The organism is Acinetobacter entericus, from assembly GCF_026168575.1.
Lineage (GTDB): Bacteria > Pseudomonadota > Gammaproteobacteria > Pseudomonadales > Moraxellaceae > Acinetobacter > Acinetobacter bouvetii.
This window is the reverse complement of sequence record NZ_JAPEQW010000012.1, coordinates 15,161-34,436: the sequence shown is the minus strand read 5'-3', so window position 1 is coordinate 34,436 and position 19,276 is coordinate 15,161. Positions and strand designations below refer to the sequence as shown.

Sequence of the window (19,276 nt, the reverse complement as noted above, 5' to 3'; positions counted from 1 at the left end):
TCATGGTCAAAGGAGTAAATAGATGGGCGCATTGCAAGGCATTCGAGTTTTAGATTTAAGCCGTGTATTGGCTGGACCATGGTGCGGTCAAATTTTGGCGGACTTAGGCGCAGAAGTGATCAAAATTGAACGGCCGCAGGCGGGTGATGACACGCGCATGTGGGGGCCGCCTTGGATGCCGGATCAGCACGGCAAGCTAACCCGTGAATCTGGGTATTTTCAATGCGCCAACCGCAATAAATATTCAGTCGCGATTGATATTGCCAGTGCAGAAGGACAATCCCTAATTTATGAGATTGTTAAAACAACCGATGTCGTCATTGAAAATTATAAAGCCGGTTCATTGGCTAGGTATGGACTAGATTATGCAGCGCTGAGCGCTATCAATCCAAACTTAGTCTATTGTTCTATTACAGGTTTTGGCCAAGATGGCCCGCGCGCGGAAGAGCCGGGCTATGACTTTATTATTCAAGGCATGTCTGGCCTGATGAGCATTACCGGTGAAGCAGATGATTTGGCTGGCGGCGGGGCGCAGAAAGTCGGTGTGGCCGTGGTGGATATTCAAACTGGACTGTATTCAACCATTGCCATTCAGGCGGCCTTATTGGCGCGCCAGCATACAGGACGCGGTCAATATATAGATATGTCTTTACTGGATGTACAGGTGGCAGCTTTGGCAAATCAAGGCATGAACTATCTGACATCGGGCAAAGCGCCGCAGCGTATGGGCAATAACCACCCAAATATTGTGCCTTATCAAACTTTTAAGGCAAAAGATAAGGAATTTATTATTGCTTGCGGCAATGACAAGCAATTTAAAGACTTGTGTTTAGCTATTGGCTATACAGAATTATTGGATGATGCACGATTTATACGTAACCAAGACCGCGTAAAAAATCGTGATGTGCTCATTCCTTTATTGTCAGCTTATTTCTTGGAAAAAACAGCTGGGGAATGGGTCAATGCGATTCATGCGGTTAAAGTGCCTGTCGGTGTGATTAATTCAATTGAAGATGCTCTGAATGAACCGCAAATTAAGCACCGCAACATGGTAGTGAATATTCCACATGCGCTGAACAATGATTTTAAAGTGATTGGGTCGCCAATGAAATTTTCTGATACGCCTGTGGAATACCGGCACGCGCCGCCGCAATTGGGTGAGCACACGATGCAGATTTTATCGCGTTTTAAGACGGCAGATGAACTGAAGGCCTTAAAAGCGCAGGGCATTATTGATGGTGAAGTCGCCTAGTAAAAACATAATGATTGATTAAGTTTTGACATTCCTGTTTTGGCCGAAGGACTCCAATACTTCGGCCTTTTTTATTCAATTGAATATTCATTTAGCGAATACTTTCAATTTTAATTTTCTTTATAAAGAATAATTCTTCATTAGCGCTTGGACCTGCAATACGGTCACGATTTTGTTCGTATGAAAGAGAAGCCCATACTTTTACGCCTTGGTATTTTTTCTTTAAGCTATAACCATCAGATTCTGGATTATACACAAACCAGTTTCCGCAATGCTGCACGCAATAAGCATTTATATCCCGGTTTTTAACGTCTTTCAATTGCACAGAAAGATCATCGATACCGCCTCCACTGACTAGAGTATAGGCCTTTATATCGGCAGTACGTAGAGTTGTGACATCTGTACTAGAAACAGCAGGACTAAAGCCGATTGCTAAACTAAAAAGCAGGATTGATCCGTTTTTTGGATATTGATGAATCATTCTTTTAATTGTCCATTTATTTTTAGAGCGGCTATTAAATCAAAGCCTTCAAACGAAATAAGGCCCTACACAATGGTAAGGCTTTATTTTAAAAGATCATATTACATTGAATTTGTTCAGTTGCTTATTGCTGTAAAAAACTCTGCACAGCCTGATTAAAGGCTTTCGGCTGTTCAATGTTTGAAATATGCGATGCATTGATCTCAAACAATGAGCTGCTGCGGACATTATTGATAATGTATTGTGCATCCGCCACAGTAGTGACAGGGTCTTTTTGACCGGCAACGACCAGAGTTGGTACCGTAATATTTTTAAGCTGTTCTCGCACATCCGCTTTAGCCAAAGCTTCACAGCAGCTTGCATAACCTTCTGGGCTGCCAGCACCAAGATCGTTACTCAAAGATTCTACAATTGCTGTGTTGCTTCGGATAAAGGGTTCGGTAAACCAACGCGATGCTGCAGTCTCTGCAATTGGCTTGAGGCCTTGCTCACGAACAAGCTGTGCACGGTCGTTCCATGCCTGCTCTTGACCAATTTTTGCTGCAGTGTTACAGACAATCACATGGTTAAAACGTTCAGGGTGATGAATGGCCAGCCATTGACCTGTAAGTCCACCCATAGAAATGCCGCAGAAGCTAGCTTTTTGAATATTCAGATGATCGAATAGATTGACGACATCTGTTCCCAGCTGTTCTATGCTGTATGGCCCTTGCGGTGCGGTGGATGCACCGTGACCGCGGGTGTCATAGCAGACAATAAAATACTCTTTTTTAAAGAAATTTATCTGCGGCTGCCACATTTGATAATTTGTTCCCAAAGAATTGGAAAATATAATCGCAGGTTTGCTGGCATCACCAAAAGTTGCGTAATTGATCGCTGCATCATTGGATATAAATGTAGGCATGTTTTGAATCCTTAATTTTATAAATCCCCCTAAATCCCCCTTTGATAAGGGGGACTTTTATTGAGGATTAAACTCGTTCAATAATCAAAGCGATGCCTTGACCGACTCCAATGCACATTGAACATAGGCCGTATTTACCGCCTGTTTGTTCAAGTTGATTCAGTGCAGTAATGACTAATCGTGCGCCTGAAGCACCCAGTGGATGACCCAAGGCAATCGCGCCGCCGTTCGGATTAACTTTTTCTGAGCCATCTTCAAGGCCTAGATCACGTGTCACTGCTAAAGCTTGCGCTGCAAAGGCTTCATTCAGCTCAATTACATCCATTTGCTCTAAAGTCAAACCGGTTTGAGCCAGTAACTTTTTAATTGCAGGTGAAGGGCCAAATCCCATGATGCGTGGTTCTACACCAACGGCGGTTGCGCCAATAATTTTGGCACGGGCTTTTAGACCATACTTTTTAACTGCATCATCTGATGCAATCAATAAGGCAGCTGCACCATCGTTAATGCCTGAGGCATTGCCATCAGCTTTAACAACTGGTTTGAGTTTGGTTAAGGCTTCCAGTGTGGTTGAGGCACGCGGGTGCTCATCGGTATCAATAACGATCGGTTCGCCTTTACGCTGCGGAATGACGACAGGAATAATTTGATTGGCAAAGAAACCGCGTGCTTGCGCAGCTGCGGTACGCTGTTGGCTCGTTAAAGCGAATTGGTCTTGATCTGCACGGTTAATGTTGAATTGTTCCGCGACATTTTCTGCGGTTTGCGGCATGGTTTCCACACCATACAGCTCTTTCAGTTTAGGGTTGATAAAACGCCAACCCATGGTGGTGTCTTCAATTTTTTGGCTGCGACCATAAGCACTGTCTGATTTGCCCATCACAAAAGGTGCACGTGACATACTTTCTACACCACCTGCGATAATTAAGTCCGCTTCACCGGATTTAATTGCGCGTGCAGCCATAGCGACCGCATCCAGCGACGAACCACAGAGACGGTTTACCGTGGTTGCAGGCACTTGGTAGGGAACACCAGCGAGTAGGGCAGACATACGTCCGACGTTACGGTTGTCTTCACCGGCCTGGTTGGCGCAGCCATAGATCACGTCATCGACTTGTTCCCAGTTCACGGAAGGATTACGTTCCATCAAGGCTTTAATAGGCAGGGCACCCAGATCATCAGCGCGCACTGGCGCGAGTCCTCCGGCATAACGGCCAAAGGGTGTGCGGATTGCGTCAACAATGTATGCGTTTTTCATATCTTTTCCTTCAACCTCCCTTAATCCCTCCTAAAAGGAGGGAGACTTTTCAATCCTAAATTTATTTAGGTGAAGTCCCCCCCCTTTGAAAAAGGAGAATTTAGGGGGGATTATTTATTATTGATTAAGCCCGAGTCCCATCAACCAATTTTGCACCCGTCATCGACTGCAATTCCTCAAAAGAAAGGCCGTCCACTTTTTCAATCACGGTCATGCCTGCAGCTGTGACATCAATCACGCATAGGTCGGTATAAATACGGTCTACACATTTCAGACCTGTAGCTGGATAAGCCAGTTCAGCCACGATCTTCGGTTCGCCTTTTTTGGTGACATGATCTGTAGTAATAAAGACTTTTTTAGCGCCTACGGCTAAGTCCATGGCACCGCCTACCGCCGGAATGGCATCCGGCGCGCCGGTATGCCAGTTGGCCAAGTCGCCATTTTCAGCCACCTGAAAAGCGCCCAGTACCGCAATGTCCAAATGTCCACCGCGCATCATGGCGAATGAATCCCCATGATGAAAATAAGCGCCGCCTTCAAGTAAAGTCACAAACTCTTTACCGGCATTGATCAGTTCAGGATCTTCTTCACCCTTGGCAGGCGGTGGGCCAAAGGCCAACAGACCATTTTCAGAATGCAAGAAGACATCTTTGTCAGCAGGTAAATAATTTGAAATTTTGGTCGGCAAGCCAATGCCTAAATTGACATAGGCACCGTCAGGAATATCTTGTGCAACACGTGCAGCAATTTGATCACGTGTTAATTTGGCATGGCTCATTGTTTTGTCCTCACGTGATTAAGCAGACTGCTCAAGTTGTTTTGTACCGACAGCCACCACGTGCTGTACAAAAATCCCCGGGGTAATAATATGCTCTGGATCGAGTGCGCCAAGTTCCACTACTTCTGCAACTTGGGCAATAGTGACATCCGCTGCCATCGCCATAATTGGACCAAAGTTACGTGCTGATTTGTTGTAAACCAAGTTGCCCCAACGGTCGCCTTGATGTGCCTTAATTAAGGCAAAATCGGCTTTAATCGGGTTTTCAAGCACGTAGTCTTTGCCATCATGGTTCAGGGTAGGCTTACCTTCCGCAAGCAAGGTACCAAAGCCTGTAGGTGTATAGATTGGACCCAAGCCCATACCCGCAGCTTGAATACGGCATGCCAGGTTGCCTTGCGGCACGAGTTCCAGTTCGATCTTGCCTGCGCGATAAAGTTCATCAAATACCCAAGAGTCAGACTGGCGCGGGAAAGAGCAGATGATTTTACGGACAGCGCCGGTCTTTAACAGCTTCGCCAAGCCATAGTCACCGTTGCCGGCATTGTTATTCACAATGACCAGATCCTTGATGCCAAGCTCAATCAGGCCATCGATCAGTTCAGCAGGCTGACCCGCCGTACCAAAACCGCCAATCATGATGGTCGAACCATCTTTAATCTGTGAGAGCGCTTCTTTAAGGGAAGCTGAGCTTTTATCAATCATAGTCGTTCCTATGGCAAAATTATTTTGATTCGGTCTGAGAAAGAGAAATGGCGTTCGTTACAGCAGGTTCAGGTTTAGGCTTGCTCAATAACAAGTGCGCAATAATCCCGATACAAATGCCCCAAAACACCGAGCTCAAACCTAAAAAGTGCATGCCGGATGCGGTTGCCAAAAAGGTGATCAGCGCAGCATCACGTTCAGATTCATCTTTCATCGCGACAGATACATTGGTGCCAATGGCGCCAAGCAGCGCAAGGCCTGCAAGGGCAGCAACCAGTTCTTTGGGCAACAGGCTAAACAGCATGACGATACTGCCTGCAAATAAACCGCCAAGGATGTAAAACAGTCCGTTGGCAATACCTGCGATATAGCGTTTATCTTTCAGTTCATGCGCATCTTTACCCATGCATAACGCAGCAGTAATCGAAGCCAAAACAATGGTGATTCCACCCACACAAGCAACAGCAAGGGAGGCGATGCTAGTGGCGGTGATAATCGGTTTGGCCGGAGTGTCATAACCGCTGAGTTTCATGATGGCCATACCCGGTAAAAACTGTCCGGTTAAGCTGACTAAAATCAGCGGAATCGCTAAGTTCAGCATGCCATTGATGGACCACTCAGGACTGATCCACTGCGGGATTGCCAGACTAAAATCAACCGTGACAGGGTTCATTTTGCCGAGCAATACACTGAGCAGAACCCCGCTCAGCAATACCCAAACCATGCTATAGCGAGGGCTAACACGTTTTGAGATCAGGAATACCAGCACCATGCCAAATACAATCAGCGGCATACTGTCGGTTGCAGTAAAAAGCCCCAATCCAAATTGAAATAAAATCCCTGCCATCATGGCTGCCGCAATCGACTGAGGAATCCACTTCAACAGTTTGTCGAAATAACCGCTGAGTCCAATCAACAGAATGACCAAAGCGGCGGTGATGTAAGCCGCGACAGCTTCATTCAGGGAAATATTGGGAAATAAAGTCACCAATAATGCAGTACCCGGCGCAGACCAGGCGGTGATGACTGGGGTCTTGTATTTAATCGAGAGAAAAATACCGGCAACAGCAGCACCAATAGAAATGCCCCAAATCCATGAAATCATCATATTGGGTGCAACATTGGCCTTTTGTGCCGCTTGGAAAAAGATAATCAGCGGGCCAGAGTAGGAAATCAGCACTGCTAAAAATCCTGCAACAGTGGCTGATAAAGACCAATCATCTTTTAGGGTTTTTAACAGGGTCGTCATTGCTCTTGCCTCCATGCTGATACATCAATGATCCTGTGCCGCTTTCAATCAGGTTTAACCCTGATCGCCGCCGCCAACGGGTACAACTGTGCCCGTCATGTATGAAGATTCATCAGAAGCAAGGAATAAAATCGCATTCACTTGTTCCTGAATTGTGCCGTATCGACCGAGGAAGGTACGGTCGATGGTCTGATCTACCACTTCCTGCATCCACTGTTTTTCAGATTCAGTCAGTGGATTGGCATTACGTGGAACTTTGCGAGGCGGCGCTTCTGTACCGCCAGTCGCGATTGCATTGACACGGATACCGTCTTTGGCATGTTCAAAGGCAAGCGAAGCCGTTAAGCCGTTGACGCCACCTTTAGATGCTGAATAAGGCACGCGGTTAATGCCACGCGTTGCAATAGATGAAACGTTTACGATGGTGCCTTTTTGATTTTTAATCATTTCTGGCAGCACTGCGCGGCAGCACCACAGCGTTGGAAACAATGAACGGTTCACTTCTTTGATGATCTCTTCTTCAGCAAACTCCTGAAAAGGTTTCATCCAGATGGCACCGCCGACGTTGTTGATCAGTGCATCGACTCGGCCATAAGTCTCTATGGCTTTATCGACTACAGATTGAGCGCCTGCAAAAGTTTCCAGATTGGCTTTAATGATAATCGCATCACCATCTTTGGCTTCAATTTCAGCAAGCGTTTCTTCGACATAGTCAGAGAGATCTGCTAAAACCACTTGCGCGCCTTCAGCTGCAACTTGCAGAGCAACACCGCGGCCAATGCCTTGCGCGGCACCCGTCACAATCACCACTTTATTTACAAATCTTTGACGATTAGACATTAAAAAATCCTTAAATTAATTTGCAGAGAATTTTTCAAACAGGAAGCTTGCAGGCTTAACGCCTTCGCTGTCTAACCAGCCACGAACCGCTTCGACCATAGGCACGGGGCCGCATAGGTAAACATCGACATCACCGCCATTCAGCCATTCGCTTTCAATATGGCCAGTGACATAACCTTTACGAGCATGTGCAGATTCTGGGTTTGCAATTACCGTGCGGTATTCGAACCAAGGAAATTTGTCTTGCAGTTCATTCAGTTTCTCTATCGCCACCAAGTCAAAGTCATTGGTTACACCAAATACAAGGCGAACTGGCTGTTCGGAGCCTTTTTCTTCCAGCACTTGCAGCATCGACATAAAAGGGGCAATCCCTGTACCGCCAGCCAGCATTACCACCGGGCGCACCACATTACGCAGATAAAAACTGCCGAATGGGCCTTTGAATGTCATCACATCGCCAGCTTTGGCATTGACGCTCAGGAATGAGCTCATTTTGCCTTCAGGCACATTGCGCACCACAAAGCCTGTCAAGCGGTTGCCCGGTTTTGAGCTGAATGAGTAAGAACGGGTTTCATCCGTGCCAGGAATGCCCACATTCACATATTGACCGGCAAGGAAGTTAATCTCTGGCTGGCCTTCATCCAGCTGAATATCAAAGGTGATCGTCGAATCAGATAAATTTTCTACGCGGGCTAGTGTGCCTTTAAATTCATGAATTTCTGTTTTGCAGACATCTGATGATGCTGGAATCTGGAAGACTGCGTCTGAGGTCGGTTTGCATTGGCAAGCCAAAATATAGCCTTCAGCAGCTTCTTCTGGCGTTAATGCATCTTCAATATACGTTTCTTCAGGCATATCAAACGAACCTGATTCACAAAATGCGCGGCATGTGCCGCAAGCACCGTCTCGGCAGTCCAAAGGAATATTGATCTTTTGGCGATATGCTGCGTCAGATAAGCTTTCACCTTGTGCAACAGAAATAAAACGTGTTACGCCATCTTCAAATTGAAGCGCTACATTGTGGTTTGACATGGCTGAATATCCTATATAAATCTTTAAATCTCATCCTTTCAGCCAACGTTCCATCTGACTGAAAGGTTTTACCTTGCTGTATAAACAGTCTTAGAGGTGATAAATATCAATAACTTGGTTGATATAATCATTTTTAAGAACAACATACTTGCTTAGAATTTTTGGCTGATCGCCTGAAAAATCGATTTCATAGCGTGACATGCCAAAATAGCTGTAGTTGGTTTTGTAACGGAAACTCAATGTATTCCAGTTAAAGCGGACAGTCACTTTGTCACCGTCCTGCGCCACAACTTCAATATTGCTGATGTTATGGCTAGTACGGGTATCTGGCATGGTTGCAGATGAACGCTCTGTTTTAATACGGAATACACGGTCTTCCAAACCTTGACGGTCTGGGTAGTAGATCAATGAAATTTCAGACTGCGGATCTTCGGTGAGTTTGTCATCATCGTCCCAAGCAGGCATCCAAAATGAGGCAGTAGGGGCATAGCAGCTCAGCCAATCATCCCACTGTTCATCATCCAAAAAACGCGCTTCGCTATATAGAAACTGGGCAATTTTTTCATGCGCTACGGCATTTTTCTGAACGGCTGTATTCATGCGCTTTCTCCCATAGCAGAGGCTTCTAAATCAGCCAATTCTTTTTCTGCCTGAATCGCTTGTTTCATCATTTTCAGCCAGTATTGGTGCTGCGCTAAATACAGGCCTTCATCTTCAGTTTTAATACCGCTCAGTACTGGTTTTAAACCAATTTCATCTGCTGCTTCGTCAGGGCCTTGTATCCAGTGTTTTGAACCGCGGCACATGTCATTCCATTCCAATTCAATGCCTGCATAGCCAGCTTGGCATGCGCGGAATTCTTCAAGGTCATCTGGTGTAGCCATGCCTGAAGCATTGAAAAAGTCTTCATACTGACGGATACGGCGGGTACGCGCTTCTGGCTCTTCACCTACAGGCGCAATACAGTAAATCGTCACTTCTGTTTTGTTGACTGAAAGAGGGCGCAATACACGAATTTGTGAACCGAACTGATCCATTAAATACACGTTTGGATACAGGCATAGATTGCGTGAACGCTCAATCATCCATTTCGACATTGGTGCGCCAAATTTTTCGGTATATTCATCCGCTTTAACGAAGTTTGGACGGTCTTCAGGGTTTGCCCATTGGGTCCACAGCAGCATGTGGCCATGTTCAAAACCATATGATCCACCGCCTTGCTTGCCCCAAGAACCTGCGCTCATTGCGCGGATATTATCGGCAGCTTGCGCTTCTTTACGGTGCTGAGTCGTTGCAGCATAGTTCCAATGAACTGCAGAAACGTGATAACCGTCTGCGCCATTTTCTGCGGTCAGTTTCCAGTTGCCTTCATAGGTATAAGTCGATGAACCGCGAAGGACTTCAAGCCCTTGATCTGACTGGCCTACAATCATGTCGATGATTTTTGCGGTTTCACCTAGAAATTCTTCAAGTGAAGGCACATCTGGATTTAAGCTGCCGAATAAGAAGCCTTTATAGTTTTCAAAACGCGCAACTTTCTTCAAATCATGGGAACCGTCTTGGTTAAAGCAGTCTGAATAGCCCGCTTCCGAAGGATCTTTAACTTTCAGCAGCTTGCCTGAGTTATTGAAAGTCCAGCCGTGAAATGGGCAGGTATACGTTGCTTTATTGCCTTTTTTATGACGGCAAAGCTGTGCGCCTCGGTGCGAACAGGCGTTAATCATGGCATTCAGTTCACCTTGGCGGTTACGCGCAATGATGATGGGCTGACGGCCAATATGCGTGGTGTAGAAGTCATTGTTATTTGGAATTTGGCTTTCGTGCGCCAAGTAAACCCAGTTGCCTTCAAAGATGTATTTCATCTCTAAATCAAAAAGGGCTTGATCTGTAAATACAGAACGATGAAGCTTAAATTCACCGCTTTCAAAATCGTCAACTAAAAGTTCGTCAATACGATCAAGATGGCTGGTGTTAATAACTGGGATACGAGGCATGTCCGTTCTCCGACTTTCCAATTCTTTTGGGGAAGTCACCCAGATGTCATGAAACGGACATCTGGGTTTCCTATGATGGTCTTAAGCGCTAGCGCGGCGGCGTTCAACTTCAGTTGAAGGCGCTGCAGTTTGGTCTTTCACCAGCTCAACATTAAAAGTAATATGCTTGAATGCTTCTGTTTGGCCGCGGCGCGTAATTTCAGCTGCATCTGTCACATCAACAGCAGTTGCAACCAAACCGTCACGCGTTGCAAATGCAAAGTCGTCCCAAAGGTATTTGTCGCCTTCAATATTGAATTGCGTTGTCAGCTTGCGGTAACCTGGTGCCGAGATGAAATAATGCACATGAGACGGGCGGTTGCCGTGACGGCCAAGCTTGTTCAGAACAAACTGCGTTGTGCCTTCTGGAGGGCAGCCGTAACCGACGGGCATAGTCGTTTGCGCAGTATAAGAACCTTCCGCATTGCTTAAAATGGTGCGGCGAAGGTTGAAGTCAGACTGAGACTTATCAAAGAATGAATAGTTGCCTAAGCTGTTGGCATGCCAAATTTCTACTTTAGCGCCTTCAATAAGATTGCCTTCAGTATCAGTGACTGTGCCTTCAATGAACAGTGTAGGAATTTTACCCGCTTCAGAACCATCATCCATACGCGCAAAACCCACTGTTTCAGGCGCACCTGCAACGTACAATGGCCCTTCAATGGTACGAGGTGTTCCGCCTGTAATGCCTGCTTTGGCATCAGCTTCGTCAGCACGTAAGTCCAAGTAGTGTTCCAGACCTAAACCAGCAGCCAAAAGGCCTAATTCATTCGCCTGGCCTGCATCTGTGAAATACTCAAGACCTTTCCAAAGTTCTGTCTGAGAAATATCTAAGTCTTCAATGGCTTGGAATAAATCACCCAGCAAACGGACAACAATTTGTTGAACACGCGGGTCTACAGGACCAATGGCTGTGTCAACGTTCATTTGTTTTACGAGTGCATCAATTTCTTGGCGGTTCATACTAATGCTCCTTAAGTATGCAATATGTTTTGGTGGCTGGAGTGATGCTTTTTTTCACTTAGCTGCCATAGTCCTTGTTTCATTAACTTTTGCTTTTGCAAAAAAACACAGACATTCAGTATTTCAAATCAACTGTCATCATCACGTATTGAGGATGGGTGGCGGTTTAGCGCCATCACTTCAATATTCATGTAGGGGTATAATGGAAGTCCTTGCAAAATATTGTGCAGCTCTTCATTGCTCTCGACATCAAAAATACTGATGTTTGAGTACTGGCCTGTAATACGCCAGATATGGCGCCATTTGCCTTGGCGCTGTAATTCCTGTGAATAGGCTTTTTCGACTGACTTAATCTCATTGGCTGTTTCCGCTGGCATATCCAGTGGAATATTCACGTTCATACGTACTTGAAAAAGCATGTGAAACTCCTTATTAACTCTTGGATTTACTTGCGGCGCAAGCAGTCAATTTTGTCTTCATCCAGTTCAATACCTAAACCTGCTGTTTTCGGAACAGTCAGTTCAAAGTTCTGGTATTGAAGTGGTGTTTTTAAAATATCTTCGGTGAGCAGCAGCGGGCCAAATAACTCTGTGCCGTAGGCTAAATTTTCAAAGGTAGAGAAAGCGTGCGCTGAAGCAATAGTACCCACAGGCCCTTCCAGCATGGTGCCGCCGTATAGATCTATCCCTGCCAATTTAGCAATTTTGGCTACTTCACACCCTTCAGTTAAGCCGCCAGACTGTGCAACTTTGACTGCAAAGACAGAAGATGCATTACGTTTTGCCAAGTGATAAGCACTGTGCGGACCCATCAGCGATTCATCCGCCATGATGGCAATCTCAAATCTGCGAGTGAGGCGTTCCATGGCGTCAATATTGTCAATGGCGCAAGGCTGTTCAATCAGGTCAACACCGCCGTCTTGCAGTAACTGAATGCCTTTAACGGCTTCAAGTTCTGACCAGGCGCGGTTGACATCGACACGAATTGAAATATCTGAACCTAACGCTTTTTTAATCGTTAAAACATGTTCAATATCTGCTTCGACAGCGCGGGAGCCAATTTTTAGTTTGAAAATGTTATGGCGCTTTGCTTCAATCATTTTCTGCGCTTCAGCAATGTCTTTTTCAGTATTGCCAGAAGCCAAAACCCAAAGCACTGGGATGCTGTCCCGTAAACGGCCACCCAGCAGTTCACTCAGCGGTAAGCCAAGACGCTGTGCCTGAATATCTAGCAATGCAGTTTGAATCGCGCATTTTGCAAAGCGGTTGCCGTTAATATTGCGTTTAATCATTTGCATGGTTTTCGCAACATTTAAACCTGGCAGGGTTTTCATCAATGGCGCAAAATAAGTTTCAATATTGGTTTTAATGCTTTCCGGGCTTTCTTCCCCATAGCCTAAACCGCCAATTGTGGTTGCTTCACCCCAACCGATAAATCCATCGTCTGTTGTGACCTTAACCAGAACTAATGTTTGCGTTTGCATTGTCGCAACAGCCATCTTGTGCGGACGGATGGTTGGAATTTCGACAAGCAATGTTTCAATGGATTTATACATCTTGGCTCTTCGCAACCTTGCGTTGTGTACCTGATGTGATATACCTTAAAAGAATAATATTTGACTGTCTAAGATCAAATTTGCATTTTTATATATCCTAAAGGTATGAATATATGGAACTCAGGCACCTTCGCTATTACGTAGCTGTCGTAGAAGAGCAAAGTTTTACTAAAGCGGCAGAAAAGCTTTTTATCGCCCAGCCGCCTTTAAGCCGCCAGATACAGAATCTTGAAGCAGAACTGGGCACTCAACTTTTTGAACGCGGCAGCCGCCCTTTAAAGACCACAGAAGCAGGTTATTTTTTCTATCAGCATGCCGTTAAACTTTTGTCTAATGCCGAAGAAATTAAAGCCATGACACAGCGCATTGGTTTGGTAGAGAAAACCGTTACCATGGGTTTTGTCGGTTCACTTTTATATGGACTGCTGCCTAAAATTGTTTATTTGTTCCGCCAGCAGCATCCATATTTAAAAATTGAATTGATTGAAATGAGTACAAAAGACCAAATTATCGCTTTGAAAGAAGGGCGCATAGATGTTGGTTTTGGGCGGCTTCGCATATCTGATCCAGCTGTTCGCCGGGTTCTTTTACGTGAAGAACCGCTTATGGTTGCTGTTCATGCAAGTCATCCCTTGGCTCAGCAAAAAAAACAACAAGAAGGAGTGTATTTAGCTGATATCGTTGATGAAAATCATTTCTTATATCCTAGCCATCCAAAACCTAATTTTTCAACACAGGTTCGGCATCTATTTTCTGAACATGGATTAGACCCTAAAAACCTAAAAGAAGTGAGAGAAATCCAGCTGGCGCTGGGCCTTGTGGCAGCGGGTGAGGGGATTTGTATTGTGCCTGAAAGTGCAAAAACGATTCAGTTTCCGCATTTGCATTATATTCCAGTTTTAGACGACTCCGCTAAAAGCCCTATTTTTCTGGCTATCCGCTGTATGGATGAGAGTGATCATATCCGGTCATTATTTGACTGCATCTATCAAGTTTATGATCTGGAAGCGATACAATATGACCGTGCTGTAATCTAATGAAAATGCATTCACCGCGGCTGGACATGGCGCAGAAAATATACCGTACTAAGAAATGAAAAATGCCCGGATAAAAAGATTTTCTGTCTCAGATAAAACGTGAAAAATATAATATAAATAAGCAAATGGCGAATTTAAGATTAAAGTCTTAAATTCGCTTTTTTATGGGCTATTCACAACAGTATAGGCATGAAATCGGTAATATTCTCATCATTATGACAAATCAATTTTTAAATAAACTAGAAATAACACACTGTTTTATTTTAAATAATTTTTTAATCCGACTAAAAAGGTATAAATGTAGAGCTAATCGGTTTTGGACATAAAAAAACCTTTGCTTCATTGTTTGCGCTAACAAGGAACATCGCAAGCAGGAGGCGAGCAGTGAATACTCAACAGATAAATATCAATTCAGTTATTGATGAAGCAAAATTTACACCTTTCCATTGGGGCGTTTTAATTTGGTGCCTCATAATTATCATTTTTGACGGTTATGATCTTGTTATTTATGGCGTGGCCTTGCCGCTGCTGATGCAGGAGTGGGCGCTCTCTGCCGTTCAGGCCGGCATGCTGGCCAGTACTGCGCTTTTCGGCATGATGTTTGGCGCAATGTCCTTTGGCACATTGTCAGATAAATTGGGCCGTAAAAAAACCATTATGATTTGCGTAGCTATTTTTAGCGGCTTTACTTTTTTAGGCGCATTTGCCACCAATCCTATCGAATTCGGCATTTTGCGCTTCCTTGCCGGTTTAGGCATCGGCGGCGTGATGCCTAACGTCGTAGCCTTAATGACAGAATACGCGCCGAAACGCATCCGCAGCACATTGGTTGCGCTGATGTTCAGCGGCTATGCTATTGGCGGCATGACTTCAGCATTGCTTGGCGCTTGGCTGGTGGCGGATTATGGCTGGAAAATCATGTTTTATATTGCGGGTATTCCATTCATTGCTTTGCCGCTGATTTGGAAATTTTTGCCTGAATCTTTGATGTTTTTGACCCAAAAAGGAGATACAGAAAAAGTCCGCAGCATCGTACAAAAAATCTCACCTGAACAGCCTGTTTCAGCAGTTGCTGAATTCAGCTTGAATGAGCCGTCAGCAGGTGATGAAGCGCCATTAAAAGCTTTATTTCAGCAAGGGCGTACCTTCAGTACAGTCATGTTCTGGATTGCATTCTTCATGTGCCTATTGATGGTCTATGCGCTAGGCAGCTGGCTGCCAAAACTGATGATTCAGGCTGGATATTCGCTTGGCGCAAGCATGCTGTTCTTATTTGCATTGAACATTGGCGGCATGGTGGGCGCAATTGGCGGCGGCGTATTGGCAGATAAATTTCATTTAAAGCCTGTTTTGAGCATTATGTTTACCGTGGGCGCATTGGCACTGATTATGCTCGGCTTTAACAGTCCGCAAGCTGTCCTGTATGCCTTAATCGCGGTTGCTGGCGCAGCAACGATTGGTTCACAAATTTTGCTTTATACCTTTGTCGCGCAATTTTATCCTGCAGCCGTCCGTTCTACAGGCATGGGCTGGGCATCAGGCATAGGCCGTATTGGCGCTATTGTCGGTCCCGTGTTGACTGGCGCATTGCTGACGCTTGAATTGCCGCATCAAATGAACTTTCTGGCAATTGCCATTCCAGGCGCTATCGCTGCCTTGGCGGTCTTCTTGGTCAATTTAAAAGCGTCTGTAGAAGGATCAAAAGAGCAGCAGGCTGCACCAGTGAAAAGCCCTGTGATTAAAAGCGCTGCAAATTAATAATCCATAAATCAATCTTCTTAATTTTTAAAACAACATCCTAAGCCCTTATGCGCATGCATAAGGGTTCAAGGATCACTGTGTCAAAACATTGTAAAAAGGAATGGGCTTTGCCCCAAAGAGGTCAGGATGAACACTCAATTTTTAAACTTTATGCTCAAACCTTTAACATTGGCATGTGTAATTGCATTGCCTGTTGTGACGCATGCAGCGCCTGCAACGGAAGCCGAAGTGGAACAGCTGCGTGCAGAAGTTAAAGCGCTGAAAGCCATGATGCAGCAATATGCGCAGCAGCAGAACTCATTAAGCAACCATTTGGCAGAAGTAAAAGCTAAGTCTGAAACCATTGTAGCGCCATCGCCGGCACCTGTTGTTAAAGCGCAAGGTTTAAGCCTGAAAACTAAAGGCGGCGCAGAATTCAGCATATATGGCAATGTGCGTGCAGATGCGCTATATCAGGCTGAAGGCGGCAGTGCAGCGCGTTTATACAACCAAATTAATACGGTTCCGCTGGAAGGCAGCGGTGAAAGTTCAGACCGCTTAAAAGCGTCTCTGGCCGCTACGCGTTTGGGCTTCGATTTTAAAACTGCAACGCAGGCTGGAGATGTCGGCGGAAAAATTGAAGTCGACTTTTTAGGCGCAAATGATAGCTTGCGCATCCGCCATGCATATTTGACCTATGGTGATTGGCTGGTGGGTCAGACATGGTCGAACTTCGCCGTGCCAGACTACATGCCGGAAACCATTGATGCCCTGGGCTATGTCGGCGGCGCCGTGAAACGCACACCGCAAGTACGCTATAGCTATAAATTTGACCCTGCAACCAATTTGGTCATCGCTGCAGAAGATTCTAAAGACGACAGCTCGAATATGCGCTTGCCCGCTTTAACTGCGCGTTTGAATCATAAATTCAGTGATACTCTGATGGTGAGCGCGCGCGCGATGGGTACAGAAAAGAAAACCGATGCAGATTCTGAAACTGCGTGGGGCGTAGGACTTGGTGCCAAATTAGACTTAACAGGTCAAACCTTCTTAAAAGCCGATTATTATCATGTGAAAGGTGACAGCAGCTTTGTGTCTTGGAGCAACCAAGGTTTTGTAACCAATGCCAATAAGGACATTATCGCCAGCAATGAATTTGATTCGATTACACTTGGCATTACGCAGCAGTTTAATCCGCAGTGGCGCGGCACTTTGGGCTATGGTTACATGAAGGCAGATAACAATGATGACTATATCAATGCATTTGCAGATAAAACAAAAATCAATAAAGCGCTGTGGCAAGCATGGGCCAATGTGTTTTATAGCCCAGCCAAACCGATCAGCCTAGGGCTTGAATATGTTTATGGTGAGCGTGAAGCCTTTGGCGCAGCGCCGAATGGCAGCACAAAAGGTGAAGACAACCGTATAAATGCCGTGGCGATGTATAATTTCTAAGACTTTCCTTGCTTCAAGCTAAGTGAAATAAAAGCCTGAGACATTGCATGATGTACTTAGGCTTTTAGCTTTAAAAAATTGTTCTAAGCTCCATAATATTCAGCAAGGATGTCTGTATTCATTAAGCGCTTTGATGTCGTATGCTTTGGCAGATCTGCTGCATAGCTTGTTCTATTGATTCACTCCACACATAAGAGCAGTTTAACCGCAGAAAATTTTGTCTGGCATTTTTCGGCATAAACAGCAGGCTAGGAGCAATGCCAATATTGAAGCTGAGCAGTTCTGTATAAATGACGAAACTGTCGATCGTTTCAGGCAGCGAAATCCACAGGAAATAACCGCTGGGGTAATAATCCACACTGCATCCAGCCGGCAAATTCTGTTTTAAATATTGGTAATATTTCTTCTTGGATTTTTCTAATTGCCCGCGCAGCTGCCTCAAATGCTTTTCATAATGGTGTAAAGACAGAAAATCCACTAAGGCGTTTTGGATCAAGAGGCTGGCGGATAAAGTGCTCATCAGCTGCAAATGCTGAATAGCATCTGAAAATTGCCCTGCATGCACCCAGCCAATACGTGTCCCCATGCCTAAAGTCTTTGAAAAAGAAGAGCAATGCAGCACCCGCCGATGCTGATCAAAATAGCTCATCGGCAGCGGTTTTTGATGATCATAATTCAGTTCTGCATAGACATCATCTTCAATCAAATAGACTCGGTACTCATGCAGCAGTTCCGCTATCCGCTGTTTAATTGGATTGCTGACCGTAAAGCCTATCGGATTATGGATATTCAGCATCAGCCAGCAGACTTTAATTGGATACTGCTTAAGCGCTTGTTCAAAAGATGCCAAATCAAAGCCATGCACAGGATGCTCTGGTATGGTGATGACATGCAGCCCCAAGCGTTCAGCGGCTTGCCATGCGCCATAAAAGACACTTTGCTGTAAAAGAATAAAATCACCGGCCTATGTTCATGCCTGCAAAGATAAATTTAAGGCATCTAAAGCCCCAGATGTAATGACAATGTCATCTGCAGTGCATGACAAACCCTGCAGAACATAGCGGCTGGCAATCAATTTCCGCAGCGACAAGTTGCCGGGCGGCATACTGTCGCCGTTTAAATAACTGCTTTTGCGTTTTGCATGCTGTGCCAGCAGTTGCATGAATTTCTGATTATAAAGCAGTTCTGAACTGGGAAATGCAGAACCTAAAGGCTCAATTTCTGCAGCTTGTATCGACTTTAAATAATGAAACACCGCTGAGTTAATCTGAATACTCTTTTTAAAGCGGACTTCTGGGTTTTTATCTTTTAAAGCTGTTTCAGCAGCATTGAACTGCCGTGGAGCAACATAAAATCCGGATTTATTTTTAGCATAAACCAGTCCCTGCACTTCCAAAGACTGATAGGCATTTAATACGGTAATCAGGCTGAGTCCAGACAACAGTGTCTGCTCCCGCAAAGAAGGCAGCGTCTCATGCGCTTGCCAGACACCATTTTCAATAATTTGGCGCAAAAATGCTGCGCCAGCATCTCAGACTTATACATTGCTTGACCGTTTGCATACAACTGTATTTATATATTGATTCATTACATCATAAGCAGTAGTACATTTATAACAGTTTCTTATGCAGAGAACCTATCTGTTATATTTTTTCAGTCTATTTCTGTGTCTACACAGATATCTATATCTTTTTCATAATGTACATAGCGCATAAACAGCAAATAGGTGATTGTGATGAAAGATTCGATGAAAAACGACGAGCAGGCAAGAAAAGCGCCGCAGTACGCTGATAGCGGTCTTTCTGATAAAGCCTTTAAAAACATGATTATATGGTTTTCAATCTATGCAGGTCTGTTTTGCATTGGGGTCATTGTTGCTATTAATGCAGATAAAATTAATATGGGTTAAAACACCGTACTGAGTTTATGATAGGTATTGAAATCAGTTTAAAATATGAATCAAAGCATCTTAAAAGCCATCCAGCCTGCTGCTG

The 19,276-nt window shown here is 44.9% G+C and carries 18 protein-coding genes and 1 pseudogene; 5 read left to right on the top strand and 14 right to left on the bottom strand.

The window, feature by feature from the left end; genetic code table 11:
* The first annotated feature begins 22 nt into the window (after positions 1 to 22).
* Complete coding sequence (locus tag OKC24_RS10775; protein WP_265465061.1) at positions 23 to 1,252, top strand: CaiB/BaiF CoA transferase family protein; 1,230 nt, start codon at positions 23 to 25, stop codon at positions 1,250 to 1,252.
* Between the two features lie 91 nt (positions 1,253 to 1,343).
* Here OKC24_RS10775 and OKC24_RS10770 read toward each other — a convergent pair whose 3' ends face one another.
* The 13 genes from OKC24_RS10770 to OKC24_RS10710 all read right to left on the bottom strand — a co-directional run bounded on the left by OKC24_RS10770 (position 1,344) and on the right by OKC24_RS10710 (position 13,050).
* Positions 1,344 to 1,733 carry a hypothetical protein gene (locus tag OKC24_RS10770; RefSeq protein WP_131275681.1) on the bottom strand — a complete coding sequence of 130 codons (390 nt, stop codon included), beginning with the start codon at positions 1,731 to 1,733 and terminating at the stop codon, positions 1,344 to 1,346.
* 124 nt (positions 1,734 to 1,857) lie between these two features.
* The gene (pcaD, locus tag OKC24_RS10765) at positions 1,858 to 2,637 is read right to left on the bottom strand and encodes a 3-oxoadipate enol-lactonase (protein WP_131275682.1); all 780 of its coding nucleotides are present in this window, start codon (positions 2,635 to 2,637) and stop codon (positions 1,858 to 1,860) included.
* Between the two features lie 67 nt (positions 2,638 to 2,704).
* Positions 2,705 to 3,895 (bottom strand): 3-oxoadipyl-CoA thiolase, encoded by a 1,191-nt coding sequence (pcaF, locus tag OKC24_RS10760; RefSeq protein ID WP_265465057.1) that lies wholly within the window; start codon positions 3,893 to 3,895, stop codon positions 2,705 to 2,707.
* Between the two features lie 124 nt (positions 3,896 to 4,019).
* Positions 4,020 to 4,673, bottom strand: coding sequence for a 3-oxoacid CoA-transferase subunit B (locus tag OKC24_RS10755; protein WP_131275684.1), 654 nt, complete (start codon positions 4,671 to 4,673; stop codon positions 4,020 to 4,022).
* Between the two features lie 18 nt (positions 4,674 to 4,691).
* The gene (locus tag OKC24_RS10750; protein WP_131275685.1) at positions 4,692 to 5,378 is read right to left on the bottom strand and encodes a 3-oxoacid CoA-transferase subunit A; all 687 of its coding nucleotides are present in this window, start codon (positions 5,376 to 5,378) and stop codon (positions 4,692 to 4,694) included.
* A gap of 19 nt (positions 5,379 to 5,397) precedes the next feature.
* A complete protein-coding gene (benE, locus tag OKC24_RS10745) occupies positions 5,398 to 6,627 on the bottom strand; it encodes a benzoate/H(+) symporter BenE (protein ID WP_131275686.1) in 1,230 nt (409 codons plus the stop codon).
* A gap of 54 nt (positions 6,628 to 6,681) precedes the next feature.
* Entirely contained in the window at positions 6,682 to 7,467 is a 786-nt protein-coding gene (gene benD, locus OKC24_RS10740; RefSeq protein ID WP_131275687.1) for a benzoate diol dehydrogenase BenD, read from the bottom strand.
* A 15-nt stretch (positions 7,468 to 7,482) separates the two neighbouring features.
* Positions 7,483 to 8,499 (bottom strand): benzoate 1,2-dioxygenase electron transfer component BenC, encoded by a 1,017-nt coding sequence (gene benC, locus OKC24_RS10735; RefSeq protein WP_131275688.1) that lies wholly within the window; start codon positions 8,497 to 8,499, stop codon positions 7,483 to 7,485.
* A gap of 90 nt (positions 8,500 to 8,589) precedes the next feature.
* The gene (gene benB, locus OKC24_RS10730) at positions 8,590 to 9,099 is read right to left on the bottom strand and encodes a benzoate 1,2-dioxygenase small subunit (protein ID WP_130146971.1); all 510 of its coding nucleotides are present in this window, start codon (positions 9,097 to 9,099) and stop codon (positions 8,590 to 8,592) included.
* Positions 9,096 to 10,493 carry a benzoate 1,2-dioxygenase large subunit gene (gene benA / locus OKC24_RS10725; RefSeq protein WP_130146973.1) on the bottom strand — a complete coding sequence of 466 codons (1,398 nt, stop codon included), beginning with the start codon at positions 10,491 to 10,493 and terminating at the stop codon, positions 9,096 to 9,098. The genes benB and benA overlap by 4 nt, the downstream gene beginning before the upstream one ends.
* An 81-nt stretch (positions 10,494 to 10,574) precedes the next feature.
* Positions 10,575 to 11,495: a catechol 1,2-dioxygenase gene (catA, locus tag OKC24_RS10720; RefSeq protein ID WP_130146975.1), complete on the bottom strand. Its 921-nt coding sequence runs from the start codon at positions 11,493 to 11,495 to the stop codon at positions 10,575 to 10,577.
* Positions 11,496 to 11,623: 128 nt separating this feature from the next.
* Positions 11,624 to 11,914, bottom strand: a complete 291-nt coding sequence (catC, locus tag OKC24_RS10715; protein ID WP_130146977.1) for a muconolactone Delta-isomerase — start codon at positions 11,912 to 11,914, stop codon at positions 11,624 to 11,626.
* Between the two features lie 26 nt (positions 11,915 to 11,940).
* Positions 11,941 to 13,050, bottom strand: coding sequence for a muconate/chloromuconate family cycloisomerase (locus OKC24_RS10710; protein ID WP_130146979.1), 1,110 nt, complete (start codon positions 13,048 to 13,050; stop codon positions 11,941 to 11,943).
* Positions 13,051 to 13,163: 113 nt separating this feature from the next.
* Between OKC24_RS10710 and OKC24_RS10705 the strand changes: the two genes are divergently transcribed.
* The 3 genes from OKC24_RS10705 to OKC24_RS10695 all read left to right on the top strand — a co-directional run bounded on the left by OKC24_RS10705 (position 13,164) and on the right by OKC24_RS10695 (position 17,282).
* A complete protein-coding gene (locus tag OKC24_RS10705) occupies positions 13,164 to 14,087 on the top strand; it encodes a LysR family transcriptional regulator (protein WP_131275689.1) in 924 nt (307 codons plus the stop codon).
* 384 nt (positions 14,088 to 14,471) lie between these two features.
* A complete protein-coding gene (locus tag OKC24_RS10700) occupies positions 14,472 to 15,845 on the top strand; it encodes an MFS transporter (protein WP_131275690.1) in 1,374 nt (457 codons plus the stop codon).
* A 129-nt stretch (positions 15,846 to 15,974) separates the two neighbouring features.
* Positions 15,975 to 17,282: a DcaP family trimeric outer membrane transporter gene (locus tag OKC24_RS10695; protein ID WP_131275691.1), complete on the top strand. Its 1,308-nt coding sequence runs from the start codon at positions 15,975 to 15,977 to the stop codon at positions 17,280 to 17,282.
* Positions 17,283 to 17,403: 121 nt separating this feature from the next.
* On the opposite strand, the pseudogene OKC24_RS10690 reads toward OKC24_RS10695, so the two are convergent.
* Positions 17,404 to 18,827: pseudogene (locus OKC24_RS10690) on the bottom strand (aminotransferase-like domain-containing protein).
* A 190-nt stretch (positions 18,828 to 19,017) separates the two neighbouring features.
* On the opposite strand from OKC24_RS10690, the gene OKC24_RS10685 reads away from it, so the two are divergent.
* Complete coding sequence (locus OKC24_RS10685; protein WP_165381183.1) at positions 19,018 to 19,191, top strand: hypothetical protein; 174 nt, start codon at positions 19,018 to 19,020, stop codon at positions 19,189 to 19,191.
* Positions 19,192 to 19,276 lie beyond the last annotated feature (85 nt).

What these genes read in the sequence shown, in the direction of transcription:
- OKC24_RS10755 (WP_131275684.1), bottom strand. Translation starts at nt 4,673, where the DNA reads ATGAGCCATGCCAAATTAACACGTGATCAAATTGCTGCACGTGTTGCA.
- OKC24_RS10775 (WP_265465061.1), top strand. Translation starts at nt 23, where the DNA reads ATGGGCGCATTGCAAGGCATTCGAGTTTTAGATTTAAGCCGTGTATTG.
- benB (WP_130146971.1), bottom strand. Translation starts at nt 9,099, where the DNA reads ATGAATACAGCCGTTCAGAAAAATGCCGTAGCGCATGAAAAAATTGCC.
- benA (WP_130146973.1), bottom strand. Translation starts at nt 10,493, where the DNA reads ATGCCTCGTATCCCAGTTATTAACACCAGCCATCTTGATCGTATTGAC.
- benC (WP_131275688.1), bottom strand. Translation starts at nt 8,499, where the DNA reads ATGTCAAACCACAATGTAGCGCTTCAATTTGAAGATGGCGTAACACGT.
- pcaF (WP_265465057.1), bottom strand. Translation starts at nt 3,895, where the DNA reads ATGAAAAACGCATACATTGTTGACGCAATCCGCACACCCTTTGGCCGT.
- OKC24_RS10685 (WP_165381183.1), top strand. Translation starts at nt 19,018, where the DNA reads ATGAAAGATTCGATGAAAAACGACGAGCAGGCAAGAAAAGCGCCGCAG.
- benE (WP_131275686.1), bottom strand. Translation starts at nt 6,627, where the DNA reads ATGACGACCCTGTTAAAAACCCTAAAAGATGATTGGTCTTTATCAGCC.
- OKC24_RS10695 (WP_131275691.1), top strand. Translation starts at nt 15,975, where the DNA reads ATGAACACTCAATTTTTAAACTTTATGCTCAAACCTTTAACATTGGCA.
- OKC24_RS10770 (WP_131275681.1), bottom strand. Translation starts at nt 1,733, where the DNA reads ATGATTCATCAATATCCAAAAAACGGATCAATCCTGCTTTTTAGTTTA.
- benD (WP_131275687.1), bottom strand. Translation starts at nt 7,467, where the DNA reads ATGTCTAATCGTCAAAGATTTGTAAATAAAGTGGTGATTGTGACGGGT.
- catA (WP_130146975.1), bottom strand. Translation starts at nt 11,495, where the DNA reads ATGAACCGCCAAGAAATTGATGCACTCGTAAAACAAATGAACGTTGAC.
- OKC24_RS10705 (WP_131275689.1), top strand. Translation starts at nt 13,164, where the DNA reads ATGGAACTCAGGCACCTTCGCTATTACGTAGCTGTCGTAGAAGAGCAA.
- OKC24_RS10710 (WP_130146979.1), bottom strand. Translation starts at nt 13,050, where the DNA reads ATGTATAAATCCATTGAAACATTGCTTGTCGAAATTCCAACCATCCGT.
- OKC24_RS10750 (WP_131275685.1), bottom strand. Translation starts at nt 5,378, where the DNA reads ATGATTGATAAAAGCTCAGCTTCCCTTAAAGAAGCGCTCTCACAGATT.
- pcaD (WP_131275682.1), bottom strand. Translation starts at nt 2,637, where the DNA reads ATGCCTACATTTATATCCAATGATGCAGCGATCAATTACGCAACTTTT.
- catC (WP_130146977.1), bottom strand. Translation starts at nt 11,914, where the DNA reads ATGCTTTTTCAAGTACGTATGAACGTGAATATTCCACTGGATATGCCA.